Annotated in this window: 13 protein-coding genes and 1 pseudogene; 9 read left to right on the top strand and 5 right to left on the bottom strand. The window is 61.4% G+C overall.

The window, feature by feature from the left end:
- Positions 1-891: 891 nt before the first annotated feature.
- Together AC1RQC_RS40090 and AC1RQC_RS40085 are read right to left on the bottom strand one after the other, a co-directional pair.
- A complete protein-coding gene (locus AC1RQC_RS40090; RefSeq protein WP_492833216.1) occupies positions 892-1350 on the bottom strand; it encodes a hypothetical protein in 459 nt (152 codons plus the stop codon).
- Complete coding sequence (locus tag AC1RQC_RS40085) at positions 1350-1700, bottom strand: hypothetical protein (protein ID WP_492833214.1); 351 nt, start codon at positions 1698-1700, stop codon at positions 1350-1352. The genes AC1RQC_RS40090 and AC1RQC_RS40085 overlap by 1 nt, the downstream gene beginning before the upstream one ends.
- A gap of 473 nt (positions 1701-2173) precedes the next feature.
- Here AC1RQC_RS40085 and AC1RQC_RS40080 point away from each other — a divergent pair, with 473 nt between their 5' ends.
- Positions 2174-2590 (top strand): hypothetical protein, encoded by a 417-nt coding sequence (locus AC1RQC_RS40080; protein ID WP_492886827.1) that lies wholly within the window; start codon positions 2174-2176, stop codon positions 2588-2590.
- Here the strand turns inward: AC1RQC_RS40080 and AC1RQC_RS40075 are convergent.
- Together AC1RQC_RS40075 and AC1RQC_RS40070 are read right to left on the bottom strand one after the other, a co-directional pair.
- Positions 2585-3016 (bottom strand): DUF2628 domain-containing protein, encoded by a 432-nt coding sequence (locus AC1RQC_RS40075; RefSeq protein ID WP_492886826.1) that lies wholly within the window; start codon positions 3014-3016, stop codon positions 2585-2587. The two genes, AC1RQC_RS40080 and AC1RQC_RS40075, sit on opposite strands and share 6 nt — an antisense overlap.
- The gene (locus AC1RQC_RS40070) at positions 3009-3848 is read right to left on the bottom strand and encodes a hypothetical protein (RefSeq protein WP_492886824.1); all 840 of its coding nucleotides are present in this window, start codon (positions 3846-3848) and stop codon (positions 3009-3011) included. The genes AC1RQC_RS40075 and AC1RQC_RS40070 overlap by 8 nt, the downstream gene beginning before the upstream one ends.
- Positions 3849-4434: 586 nt before the next feature.
- Between AC1RQC_RS40070 and AC1RQC_RS40065 the strand changes: the two genes are divergently transcribed.
- The gene (locus AC1RQC_RS40065) at positions 4435-4833 is read left to right on the top strand and encodes a hypothetical protein (protein ID WP_492886823.1); all 399 of its coding nucleotides are present in this window, start codon (positions 4435-4437) and stop codon (positions 4831-4833) included.
- 19 nt (positions 4834-4852) lie between these two features.
- Here the strand turns inward: AC1RQC_RS40065 and AC1RQC_RS40060 are convergent, their stop codons facing one another.
- Positions 4853-5359 carry a hypothetical protein gene (locus AC1RQC_RS40060; protein ID WP_492886821.1) on the bottom strand — a complete coding sequence of 169 codons (507 nt, stop codon included), beginning with the start codon at positions 5357-5359 and terminating at the stop codon, positions 4853-4855.
- A gap of 128 nt (positions 5360-5487) precedes the next feature.
- Here AC1RQC_RS40060 and AC1RQC_RS40055 point away from each other — a divergent pair, with 128 nt between their 5' ends.
- From AC1RQC_RS40055 to AC1RQC_RS40025, 7 genes and pseudogenes are all read left to right on the top strand, one after another.
- Entirely contained in the window at positions 5488-6171 is a 684-nt protein-coding gene (locus AC1RQC_RS40055; protein ID WP_492886819.1) for a vWA domain-containing protein, read from the top strand.
- Positions 6172-6174: 3 nt separating this feature from the next.
- Complete coding sequence (locus AC1RQC_RS40050; RefSeq protein WP_492886817.1) at positions 6175-6936, top strand: PP2C family serine/threonine-protein phosphatase; 762 nt, start codon at positions 6175-6177, stop codon at positions 6934-6936.
- On the top strand, positions 6933-9293 hold the full coding sequence (locus AC1RQC_RS40045) for a TonB family protein (RefSeq protein ID WP_492886815.1): 2361 nt from the start codon (positions 6933-6935) through the stop codon (positions 9291-9293). The genes AC1RQC_RS40050 and AC1RQC_RS40045 overlap by 4 nt, the downstream gene beginning before the upstream one ends.
- A 229-nt stretch (positions 9294-9522) precedes the next feature.
- On the top strand, positions 9523-10509 hold the full coding sequence (locus AC1RQC_RS40040; protein ID WP_492886813.1) for a hypothetical protein: 987 nt from the start codon (positions 9523-9525) through the stop codon (positions 10507-10509).
- Between the two features lie 116 nt (positions 10510-10625).
- On the top strand, positions 10626-11462 hold the full coding sequence (locus AC1RQC_RS40035; protein ID WP_492886811.1) for a hypothetical protein: 837 nt from the start codon (positions 10626-10628) through the stop codon (positions 11460-11462).
- A 123-nt stretch (positions 11463-11585) separates the two neighbouring features.
- Positions 11586-11708: pseudogene (locus AC1RQC_RS40030) on the top strand (IS5/IS1182 family transposase); the annotation flags it as partial.
- A 22-nt stretch (positions 11709-11730) separates the two neighbouring features.
- Positions 11731-12453, top strand: a complete 723-nt coding sequence (locus AC1RQC_RS40025) for a hypothetical protein (RefSeq protein ID WP_492886809.1) — start codon at positions 11731-11733, stop codon at positions 12451-12453.
- The last annotated feature ends 290 nt before the right edge of the window (positions 12454-12743 follow it).

The raw sequence follows: 12743 nt of genomic DNA, 5'->3' as shown, positions 1-12743 counted from the left end.
GCCAACGGAGATCTGCTCCGAGCCGCCCATATTCGTGGACTGCGCACTGGCCGGCGCTACACAGAGCGACGCGCCAAGCATGACCAGCAATGCAGAGATCGCTCGCACCGAAACCTTGCCTTCGTGGAAGTTCATTGTTCTTTTTCCTCAGAAATGTGATCGAAATGTGATCGACTGGACGGAAGAGCCAGCGCGCGCCGACGCTGAGCGGTCGGTAAGGACGATGCCAAAATGGCGTAAAGATTGAATTTCATTAGAGATTCAGTCATTCCCTATTCTGTGTCTTTAAGAGGCCAGGCGTGGCGCTCATGCCAGAATACGGTGGGTTTCAGCCGATGCTCCTTGTTCAGCGGGCCAGCCATCATGTCGTGGTTCATGCGCCTGTGAATGCCGTGCTCCTGGCCTTCCGGGAGTGGTATCCATAGGGGCACCCAGGTCGGCGGGCTGTCCATGTCATTGCCATTGGACTGAAACTCGTTCTAGCAGTCTTGCCGAACTCCAAGTGGGCCGGATTGATGCGGACCACTCTCTTCCAAGCATCTCGCTCGGCGTCTGTCTGGGCTGGTTCTCCCGCTTTCGGCGGGATGAAGTGGATGCCGTTTTCCTTCTCGGGTAGGCTCGGGCGCGGCAGGTCAATCTTGTAACGGCCGGCTCGCCTTTGCCGTTGTTGACATCGCCAAAGCTGGCTTGGGCTACTAGTGTCACCTTATTCAACGCCATCATTTCTTCTTCTCGGCTGCCGGAGGGCCCCACTTGTCCTGGACGAAGGGCTTTCTTCAGCGCACGCCTGCCGGCCCGGGACTCGCCTTTGCCGAACAAGCCGTTGCATGGTCGGCGTCTCTTTGGTTGATGGACATCGAGGCCCGTTTCAGAATGATGGCGTTCTTCACGTCAGGCCGCTGGAGCCGACGGCAAACGCGTACGAAACGCATCGATGCATACGGGAAGATCGTCGGGGCGAAGTTCGCCAAGGTGGATGCGGATTCGCCGCACTTTCGAATCGGTGGGTTGGCCGTGCTTTCGATAGTGAACGACGACCAGCTTGTCGCTCACTTCACAGCGGGTGACTTCGCTGTAAAGCACCGTGTGCCACCCGCCAGCGAGCGCCAACTTCGTTTCGAAATAGTCCGCGTCAAACCGAAGATACACGCTTGACCGCTTGAAGATGCCAATCGCGATGAGCATGATGGGTGCCATGAAAACACCGCCTATGCGGGATCCGCCATGATTGGCCGCTAGGACAAGCGCCACCACCATAAGCACGCAGCCCAGCGCGATCACAAAATTGGCCCGACGGTCAGCATGAAACGCAAGCACGGTCGAGACGGACGGCGAGACGTTGTCGGTCATCACTCCCCCCGCGACGAATCTGCCGAGGACGACGCAAGAGCTGCAGCTGCTTGACGTCGGGCATCAAGATCATGGGCGTGGGGGTCGGGCTGAATCATCTTTCGCCCGCCGATAACGCCAATCAGGCCCAGTGGAACGAATGGTATCGATCCGATCATGACCAGGGCGCCGCCGAGCTTCTTCTTGCCCGTGCCAGCAAGGATGAGCCCGAGCACGGAGATGGCCAGTAGCGTTCCTAGAATGGCCGCGACGACATCCATGACGGTGCCGCCTCCTTCGACATATTCACTGGAGAGAAAATACAGCGTGCAAATAGTGTTTGCGATAACGCCGGCGATGGCCAGGCCCATGTGGAGCTCCTTTAAAAAGATAGAAATTCGGTGTTCGCGTGCCGACCGGCACCGCCACGCCTCTTGCCGCGGGAGGTTTGAACAGCTCGCTCATATCGGCGTTGTGCTGCCGCCTCAGGCGCCGCTGGGCTTCGCACTCCTGCTGCGCCGCCTCCTTGCTTCTCGGTGGCCGACGCCGGTGTCACCGGTTTGCCGGTATCCGGATACACGCGGCGATAACGCAGATAGACCTGCGCTTCCGCGCTTCCCTGCACCAGGTCGACGCGAGCGATCCACCATTGCGGCGGGTGAGGAACGGAGCCTTGCGAGGTTAGCGCTCGGGGATGCAACCGTCCATAGGACAAGTCCGAAATCAGCGTTGTCCTCTGCTTTTTTTCCTAAGCTCGTCCTTTCCCTTAACAACAATCCGGGCCATGGCTTGGGGCGGGCAAGCCTCAGAGTTCACCATGCCGTTACCTCCCCGCCGCCCCGGGATGCCACACAAGCCCCTGATCCAAGCGGTTGCGCTATGGGCGGCGCTGCTGATCCTGCTGGCATTCACGGCGAACATCATTGGCATCTACCAGGGCGGGGGCATCATCGCCCGGAGCCAGTGGCTGGACGACCACAAGCTGAGCTTCTTCGTCTGGCGTCTCTGCCTCTACGCCGCCGCCGCCGTGGTGGATAGCCAATCGGCGAAGACTCCGGCGGCGAAAGAACGCGACGATGACGCGGGAAAGACGGACCTCGGGCGCGTGTGGCAGCAAGCGGTATGTTGGGGATTCTGCAGGCCGCAAAGATGCGATGGCCGGACTGGAGCCTCTGTTTGCAGGCAGCGCATACGATCGTCACACCTCGATGGGCAATGCCGCAACACTAGACTTCGTCGTGCCGTTGGTGCGCCATCATGAAGATCTGGTGGGCTTTTCGCTATTCGCGGCCCGGCGGCGGTTTCGTCGTTTCTCCTTCCGTGCCTCCTGCGCGATTTGGAACGCGTGCAGCGCACCTTTCACTGTGTCGGCACGCACGTAGTCGCGGATTTTCTTGTAGCCCATGTGCTGAAGTTGTCTGCGTCGCAGTTCGTTGCCCGTCATCCCCAGCGCGATGGACATCATGAATGCGATGCTGGAGAACCAAAAACGGAACCCAACACGTTGCGACTCCAGCAGGGCCCAAGTCAGGAGCAAGGCTATGCAACCGCCTGCCACGCGCCAGTGCCGCCCGTACAGGGCCCAAAACACACCATACAGAAAGGAAGGCCAACTCCAGCCTGCCTTGACGGCCGTCAGGTGACCTCTCGGATGTCGATAGATGGAATAGAAGGAATCTTCACGCATGATGAGCGGGGGACTCGCGCTGAACGATGAGCAGGGATGCGCCACCGGGCGGAGGAGCCGGCAGGTAACCCATGATGGAGTTCATCAAGGAGGGGATCGATTGCTTGCCCCGACATGGCCCCTGCAAGGCTGGGGGGCGCCGCCAAGGAGCCACCGGCTTGACTTGGGTTAGAGATGTGCCGAAGACGCTCTTGCACAATACCAGGCGGACGGATGTCCCGGGCGACAAGGTCCGGACAGCTCGGTCATCCGCTGGGCCGGAAGCCGCCAGCTCGCCGTTCGGCGTCTTGAAGTATAGGTGTCGCTCGCAGCTCGTTGCTTGGCGGCCGATATGGCGACTCGAGCTAGAACTGGCGCAACTGACAACTGAGCGTTCCATCACCGCATCCACCTCCCTCAAGTTTCCCGCATACGCGTTGACGACGTTCAAGGCGTGCCCTTCAATGATGTGGCCAGTCATCAAGCAACCCAGGAACACCAGGATCAAATGCGCGTCCACGGCAGAAAGCCAGGGGAATGAATTTCGTCCCGGCCACTTCAGCATCAGATAGACGGCATACGCCACGTGCGTCAGGCAGAGTACGCTCATGCATCGCCAAAGCCAGCTTGGCGTCGGAGAATACTGATAGGGATTCTCGGTGAGCTCTGTAAATATCACGCTAGCGATGAAGGGCAGGAGCATGACGCACAAGACGGCCATATATATGACAGCCGTTGCCACCAGGGCCAGCGATATCAGCCAGAACCCCTTCTTGGTCGAAGATTGCCCTTCTATCGTGGCAGGTTGCAGCCGTTCCTTTTGCGGGATCGATGGTCGATTGTCCAAGCTCATCCTGGTTGGCTCCATGAATCTGAAACGCACTCAACATCTCCTGCCAGCCAATACCGCGGCGCCGAGGAGGCGGGACAAGCGGGCAACGTGGAGAGCTCAAGGAGGCGGCAGAGAGGGCATGCCGCTAGTTTACTGGCGACGTGGTCTCGATGAAATCGGACACGTCCTAAATAACGCGAGGCAGATGTACCAATTTGCGGTCTTTGACCATAGCGCTTTCTGAGAAGCTGTGGGCGGCATGTTCGAATTGCGGGGGCATGCGCTTCCCATGCGGTCGCCGATCTTGCCGCCGACGTTGCCCGATGCGAAGTCAGATTTTCCGGACAACACCTGCCGTTCAAGTGGCCGTAGTCAGGCGCATCGATGTTGATGCATAGGCGATGCCTGCCGGGATAAACACAGTAGGACTACAGGGGAAAGCGCCGCAGCAGGGTGACCATCGGGGCGTGCGCAGCTCGAAGGGAGCGATCGGCGACGGGGGCGGCGCACGGCTTACCGCGGGGCAATGCTCGTTGATTAGGACGTGTCCGATTTCATTTGCAGTACGCTGCCAGTACACTTGCGGTACACCTCACCGAGGAGCGACATGAAGCAAAATGAAACGCGTCGGGCCCTGATGCTGGGACTTGCTGCCATTTCCATGGCCGGCGGCTGCGCCCGGGCCGGCGAGGCCGATGAGCTGTACGCGGCGATGCAGGATGGCATGTGCGAGCCCGCCACCGTCTTGCAAGCGCACAACATGGCAGGTGCGGTCGCAACCCAGGCGGGCCCGGCCATGACCCATCTCTACGGCACCCGCGAAAAGAGGGATGTGCGAGCGTGCTTCGGTCGGCTGCGCACAGCCGCCGAGCAGGGCGACGCGGATTTGCGCGGTGCGGTTGGCCATGCGTATTCGCAGGGCTACGGCGTCCCCAAGGACGAGGCGGGGCGGTGGACGATCACGAGGCGGTCCATTGGCGATGCAAGGCGGCGGAGCCAAAATTAAATGGTCGACCTCGGTGGCATTACCGCACTTTCGGCCAGACGCAGCCGTCCTCGCCCATCGCCCCATTGTCCTGAATAAAATCGGTTCGTTTGGCCGTCTTGCGATTCTGATAGGTAAAGCCATAGATGTTCGCACCCTGGCGAATCACCTCGTATTCCCCGCTGATTTTTCCGCCTGACACCTCCAGCCAGACGTCGGTGTATTCCCAGGGCCGTCCCTTGGCCATCTCGACGCCATCCGACGACTTGAGCACCAGCGGGATAGCCAGCGCGGACTTGCGATACTTGACGTAGCCACCTGTCCAGTGTGAATCCGGATCGGAGAACATCCGGAATTCGAGCTGGATACCCCCTGTCCCCGAGGACAGGCAGCGGAAGTCTTGCGCAACCGGCCGTTGGGCGAGTGCGGGCAAGGCGCTGATGACGAGCAGTACGGCGACGAGGCAGTGGTGCATGGCTTCGGTGTTTTGGTAAGAAGCATCAAACAAGTTTGATGGGAAATTGATGCGCGACCGAACCGATGCCACAGGAGCCCTCCGGGTGGGGGGCTGCCATAGTAGGAAAGGTGCTTGCGCATTACATGCAAGCGCGCGCTTCGCATCGCCGATGCGAATATTAATCCATGAATCATGCTAACAATGCATCAAATAGCTCAATGACGAAATCCCTCATTCCCGATGTCGCTCTGATCGACAACACCGAACAACGTACCCCGCTGGTCCTGGTGCTGGACTGCTCGGGCAGCATGGACGGCGAACCGATCCGGCAGCTCAACGAAGGGCTGGTCCTGCTGGAGCAGGAGCTCAAGGCGGACGTGATCGCCAGCAAGCGGGTCCGCATCCTGGTGGTGCAATACGGCGGCTACGACCAGGCCGAGGTGGCCGGTGACTGGTGCGATGCAATGGATTTCAGCGCGCCGAAACTGCGAGCCGACGGTACCACGCCAACGGGGCAGGCGGTAGAACTGGCGCTGGCAGAGATCGAGCAGGAGAAGCTGCGGTTCCGCCAGGCGGGCGTGGCCTACACGCGTCCGTGGCTGTTCCTGATGTCGGATGGCGCGCCCACTGACCAGTGGGAGCAGGGCGCGGCGCAGTCCCGCCAGGCCGAGAAGGCCAACAAGGTGGCCGTGTTCCCGATCGCGGTGGGCGAGGGCGCCAGCATCGATGTGCTCCAGCAGTTCAGCAACCGCGGCGCGGGCGGCGTGAAGCAGCTCAAGGGCTTGCAGTTCCGTGAGCTGTTCCTGTGGCTCAGCGCCAGCATGCAGGTCGTGTCGCAGTCCACGCCGGGCGGGCTGGCGCAACTGCCGTCCACCGACAGCTGGTCCGCGGTCACGGTCTGAGCGATGGCCTGGAAGATCTTTGCCGCTTCGGCAACGGGCAAGTCGCACGCCGAGCGCGGCGTGCCGTGCCAGGACGCCTTCGCGCATGCTGTGGTGGGCGAGGTGCTGATCGCACTGGTTTGCGACGGTGCGGGTTCGGCGCGCTATAGCCAGGCAGGTGCCGAGTTCATCGCCAGATCGGTGGTGCATGCGCTGGCCACGCGGGTGCAGCAGGGCGAGGAGTTGCCTGAGCTGTCCGGCGAACTGTTCGAGCAGGCCGTGGCAAGCGTGATCGGGCTGGCGCGCAGCGCGCTGCAGGAGGTGTCACGTGCGGCGGGTGCCGGGCTAGCCGACTACGCTAGCACGCTGGTTGGCGTGGTGGCCACGCCGGAGCGCGGCAGCTTCTTTCATATCGGCGATGGCGTGGGCGTGGCCCAGCCGCGCGACGGCGCGGCCAAGCCGGATATTTCGCTGCCAGCCAATGGCGAGTACGCCAACGAGACCTACTTCATCACCGGGCCGCACTGGCGCGAGCAGCTCAGGGTGCTGCCGATTCGTCAGCCGCTGCAAGGCGTGGCGCTGATGTCGGATGGCGCCATGCCGTTTGCCATGAGCAAGGGCAACGCCGGGCTCTACGCGCCCTTCATGGAGCCGGTCGAGCGGTATCTGCGCGGGGTAGCCGACGTCGATGAGGGCAACCGCGCGCTGGCGGCCACGCTGGACGATCCGCGCACGCACCACATCACCGGCGATGACAAGACCTTGTTGGTCGCGCTGCGGGCATGAGTGCTCGTAGTGGACGGAAAGTCTGGCTGGACCGCAAGCGCAGCCTGACGCTGGGCCGCCTGGTCAAGAGCGGCGGCGCCGGGAGCGTATTCCTGCTGGCAGAGGCGCCGGCGCAGGTGGCCAAGCTCTATCACGACCACATGGACCTGGCCAGCTACCAGCGCAAGATCGACGCGATGCTACGGCTGTCGCCCGAGCTGCCGGACCAGGTCGAGAACGGCAAGTGCTATGTGCAGATCGCCTGGCCGCAGGCGCCGCTGCAGAACGGGCGTGGCCGCTTTATCGGTTTCTCCATGCCGGTGCTGGACATCCAGCACACGGCAGAGCTGGAGGAGGTCCTGCAGGAGCGCCAGGCGCGTGCCGCTGGCCTGCCCACCGGGCTGGGCGCCAAGATCACGTTGGCCGCCAATCTGAGCGGCGTCATCGCGGCCCTGCACCAGCGGCATCACTACGTGGTGGACCTGAAGCCGGTCAACCTGCGCTTTTACCGCGATTCGCTCTATATCGCGATGCTCGATTGCGATGGCTTCAGCATCCAGGGCGAGTCGGAACGCTTTGCGGCGCAGCAGTTCACCGCAGACTATCTGGCGCCGGAATTGCAGGATGGCGGGCTGACTGCCGCCGGCGAGGAGGCGCAGGACCGCTTCGCGCTGGCGGTGGTGATCTTCCAGTTGTTGAACTTCGGTATTCATCCGTTTAGCGGCCGGCCCGCCAATGGGCGGGTTCCCACTGACCTGCCCGGGCGCATTCGCGGCCGCTACTATGCGTATGGCCAGTGCGCGCACAAGGCGATCACGCCCAACCCGGTGAGCGGCCACGCGCAGATGCCGCAGGAGTTGCGGGAGATGTTTGACAGCGCTTTCGGCGGGCAGCCGGGCAGCCGGCCCGCGCCTGCCGAGTGGGCGCGGGTGCTGCGCGAATACGCGCTGCGCAGCAGCCAGCGGATGGCAGTCTGCGCCGCCGATCCGTCGCACCAGCACTTTGCAGGCTTGGCCTGTGCGGCTTGTGCGCGCAGTGCGATGATCGCCGGCGCCGTCAGCGCGGCCAGCGCGGCCAGCGCCGCCAGCGCCGCAGCGGCGGCAGGTGCCACGCCCGTGGCGCGGGCCGGTGGCAAGCGCAAGTCCGGCCGGGGTAAGCGCACCCGCCAGGTAACTGCGCGGCCACCCTTGCAGCAGCCATTCCGGCAACCGCTGGCTCAGGCCGCCGCCGTCAGTGCATCGATCTCCACCACCATGCCGGCAAGCGGCGGCAAGAGCGGGACGCCCGTGATCGCCTTTGTCGTTGCGGTCACGCTGCTCGTGCTGGCGGTGGCCTTCGTGTCGTCCGGCGGAGGCGACAGTGATCGCGAAGCCGCGACGCCAGCCGCGGCAAGCGGCACGAGCGGTGGGCAAGGCCAACCGCTCGAATGGACGGGCAGTACTGGGATTTCCGCGCCGTACCTGAGGATGGCGAGCACACGCGCCGAGATCCGGGCCACCATCGCTGCCGTCGCTGCGGGGCAGTTCTACACCTACCGCTACAACCTACTGAGGTTAAAGCGGATGGGGCTCCCCCAGGACCACACCAGCTACTACATTGCGCAGGAGTTCGACCGCATCCAGCGCACCTACCGCGATACGCTGCGCCGAGCCCGCACGGCGGCGACCAGGCCGGAGGGTGGGGCGCGCGCCGCCGAGGCGGAACTCGAAGTCCATTACGACCAGCACCGCGAGTTTCTGGCGCGCGAATCCGGCGCCTTTTACTCCGCCAACGAACTGGGGGAATATCATCTGCTGCTCAAGGAACCGGTAGCCGCGCGCCTGCTGTTCGAGCAGGCGATCTGGGCCCGTGCAAACGATCCCAATGCGTGGTACGGACTGGGCGCGGTCGCTCTGCACGAGCAGCGCGATAAGGATGCGGTTGCCAGTTTCGCCATTGCCGAGCGGCTGCAGGCGGAGGCTGCCGGCAAGTCGGGCGAGTTGAGCGCCTTCCTAGCCACCCTTCGCCTTCGCATGGTCTCGGACACAGAGCGCTGGGAGACGTTCAGTCAGGCCGGCAAGGCGCTGGCGGCCCTGCTGGCCAACCTGCCGCCCGCGGCCGACCGGCAAGCCAGTGTGGACCCGGCCTCGCAGCGGCACCATCCGGCTATCTACCCGGCCACGATCGACCCGGGAGCGGACGCTAAGGTCGATCTGCAGGTCACGGTGGATGCCAGCGGCGATCCAATCCGGATCACGGTGGTCCGGCTGGACGGGCCCGAGGCGTTGGGCCGGGCCGCCATCGAGGCTGCCCGGAAATGGCGCTACCAGCCGGCCGTGAGGAGGGGCGAGCTGATCGAAGGCACTGTCATGATCCCGGTGACCTTCGAGGCTGGATGACGTGCCCCAACAGCGCATTACGGATATTTCGCAGCGGGCCAGTGGCGAGTACGCCAATCAATGCATACCTACTGCCGGGGGGCAGGGCACGCAGCCACTGGCAATCACCGCCGCGCTCTGGAACCCGCCGACGGACGGTCCGTACTGATACACGTCAACGAAACTCTGGCCGTGCTCAATTGACTCGCGGGTAGGCGCCCGCATCCATTTTCCCTGAAAGTAGAACGCTATGACATTGTCTGTATCTGAAAAACTGCCTTGGTACGCCGCGCTGGCGACCGTTCCGATTGCAACGGCTGCCTCCATGTTGGGCCTCCTGATGCCCAAGGCCGTCGATAGCACTAATACAGATCAATTGGTCAACGTCATACCACAGTGCCTTGCCTATCTCTTGACGTTAGGTGCAACGGCCTTCTTTCTGGCCCAGCAACACCTGGAAAAGGGAGGGCTCGCCGGATACGCGAAGAACAGCAGCTTCATCATGCTGTTTGCCTTCGCCTATGCCTTGGTTGCGTTGTTCGGCAGCTATTTGTTCCTCGATCTGGCCAGGGGCTTGCAGAAGGCGCTCGTCCATGACTGGCCAAGCGGCGACCTTTCGAGAGCATGGGAACGGAATCAGGCAGCGATGACGGTGATCCGTCTCGCGGCACCGGTCGCTGCGGTCTCGCTCGTTTTTGCAGCGTGGAAGTTCTCGGTGCTTTTCTTCAATGGTCCAAGGGTCAAGGCGGTGTCTGTGAGCGCTCGGCGGACTCGCGCGGCAGGTATGTTTGCATGCGTGGTCACCGCGGCGTCGTTGCTGATGGAGGGCATCAGCCCAACCCTCACGCCAACTCGCTTTATCTGGGCCCACGAGGTGCCGTTGCGACCGCTCTATGCGACTGTCTCGATTTTGCTGTGGACGACGCTGCCGGTTTTCCTTATTGCCCGCTATGTGGCACGGCGAGACTTAGTCGCTACCCGGCCAGGGCGGATCGTGCTGTTCGGGCTGGGGACGATGCTCGTGATCCAGTTCCTGCGCGTTGCCGTCATGTTTGGCGGCTGGGTGCCTCTGGTCACAGCAGTCGATGAGGCGGGCAATCTCCCAGCCTTCGCCGCATTCCCCGAGGCACATCCGTTGTGGACGCTGGCAATCGTCTATGCGCTTCATGTTCCCTTGACCGTAAGTGTGACCTGGATGATGGCGTGGCCTGCATTTGGCGGTCGAATCCGTCGCTGAGGGGGGTAATGCTAGCTTCACAAGGTCGGCCGCAAGGCGACCAGGCCGCGTCGGAAAGCTGGGGCTTGCGTGGTTACTAACGCTTTGACACCCCCCGACGAGAGGAGCATGGCTGCATGGTGGTGAAAAATGGCAAGCGCAGTAGGAACAATGCGTTGAAGTACGGTAGCTCATTTGGCGCCACCGTCCGGGGGACGCTCGGAGAGTACGATCGCAGGGGCATTCGCCCCAGCGGTCCGGCACACCACTTGGAGTGCAAAATCGGCGAGACTGGAAATGGCAACGCCGCGGCGCTCGCATCTGCTTCCAATGGCAGCGAGGAAGTCTATTCGTGGGGCTTCAAGATCTGGCTGCTGATCCCGATTTTCGTCGTGCTCGCAGCGACATTGGTTTGGATCGTGAACGGTCCGAAGTTCTCGCAGACTCGAGAGTATCGGCTCGAAATGGGTATAGGGGCTGTTCTCCCTTTCGTGCAGCTCTGGATCGGGCGACTATTGTGGCAACGCAAGCCCGTGTTCACCTGGTCATGCCCAGGGTGGCTGATTATCATCGTCTTACCTGTCTGTATGTCGTTCGCACCCATGGCCACCACAGTGTTGAACGCGGCGTGGGAGCCCATGCCGGCAATCGGACGCAATACGCCGGCCAAACTCCATGTACATAGCATCCCGAGAAGCAAATACGACCAGCATAATCAGGGCGTGGCTCGGGTTCTTGTTTATCGCAGCAAGGACGACCCGACTCAGGTAATCCACATCGGGATGGCTGATTACGGCAAGAGCCCTGCTGGCGGGTACCCGTCGGATTTCGACGCACCCACGGTCTGTTTTTTGGAACATCGGGGCCTGTTTGGCTGGATATGGATAACCGACTTGCACGCGTGCGACGTCGACGGCAAGGCGATCGGCAAGCATGGAACGGCGACTTTCAGAAAATGGCCGAGCCGGGACTGAGCCGGAAACAACCAGGTCAGCGCATTGTTCGGTCCTGTTTGCGCTTTCACAGGTAAGGCAGGGCCCGAAATGCGCGAGCGATCAAGCCTCATCAACGAGAGGAAGGTTGAGACCTTGTGAGGTCTGTGCGAGCGGGGACTGATGATGAAGAAAGGCACGATAGTGGATGCCACCATGATCGAGGCGCCAGCGTCGACCAAGAACAACGAGAAGAGCTTCGACCCGGTGATGCAGAGTGGTCGGGAAACAATAAAAGGTAAAGGACGATATGCTTAAACTCGCAGCTTTTCTGATCGCCATTGCTACAGCTGTTGCAGCCACCAATGCCTCGGCCAATGGCACTCAATCCGATGCAGAAGAGTATTATCAGCAAGCCCTTATCGGTATGGATCGGATTCAACATCTCCTCGCGAGTCGTCAAAAAGATCGCGAGAACGTCTTAGTTGTAGCCAGCGAACTCGTCAGAAGCAATCTAGTTAAGGCAACTGAACTCGGTCATCCCGCGGCGGCGTTCTATCATGCGCAGCTCCTGCTGAATGCCCCTGGCAGTGGCTCAACAGGTGCCGACAAAAACCACCGCGAAGCCTGTGGTCTGCTGGACTCTTGGGCGCAAAAAGGTTTCGTAGCTGCCGCTGTACTTAATTTTCAAAAGTGCGACAAAGCATATCTCCGCTTTCAATTCAACAATCCAGAGCATTTAGCGGCGCTTGCGGCGCTTTCCCAATCTCTCGGCCAGGCTGACCCAGCGTCGAAGTACTATCCCTTCCCTCTTGCCAGCCAGTGCTTTGCAATCGATCCTGTTCAGGTGGTCATGCTGACACATGAGCAATTTCGTGCAGAAGCTGAATATGTTTTGGGAACAGCACAAGACCCCACCGACTCCGAGGCAATACATCGTAGTTTGGACTTTCTGGATACCGCTGCTAGCCATGGTTGTGTTGCATCCTTTGACATACGTCCGATGCTACGCAAGCATCTAAAGCAAGAATAAGCACTTGCCCTATAAGTGCTGAAGCTATCACCACTAATAGCCGATTCAGGGTAGACGGGGCTCCACGGATGCGGCAATTCTGCAATCTCACTCGCCCGTTGCGTCGTAAGCGTGCTGCGAACATGCGCATCCAGTGCTTGCCTTTGATCAGGGAGCGGCTATCTGGCAGTCGGTGCTGGCTGCCAGAGATGCGGTAGCCGTTGGTCGATATCTGTAAGTCAGCATGACTTCCGTGGCAGGGGTGCTGGCCGCCGCAGGGAGTTGACGCGGGTTAGCATTGCTGCCAGAGC

It is taken from the genome of Cupriavidus sp. GW822-FHT03E04, assembly GCF_058801495.1.
Note: the sequence above shows the minus strand (reverse complement) of the source record. Positions and strands in the feature narration are given on the sequence as shown.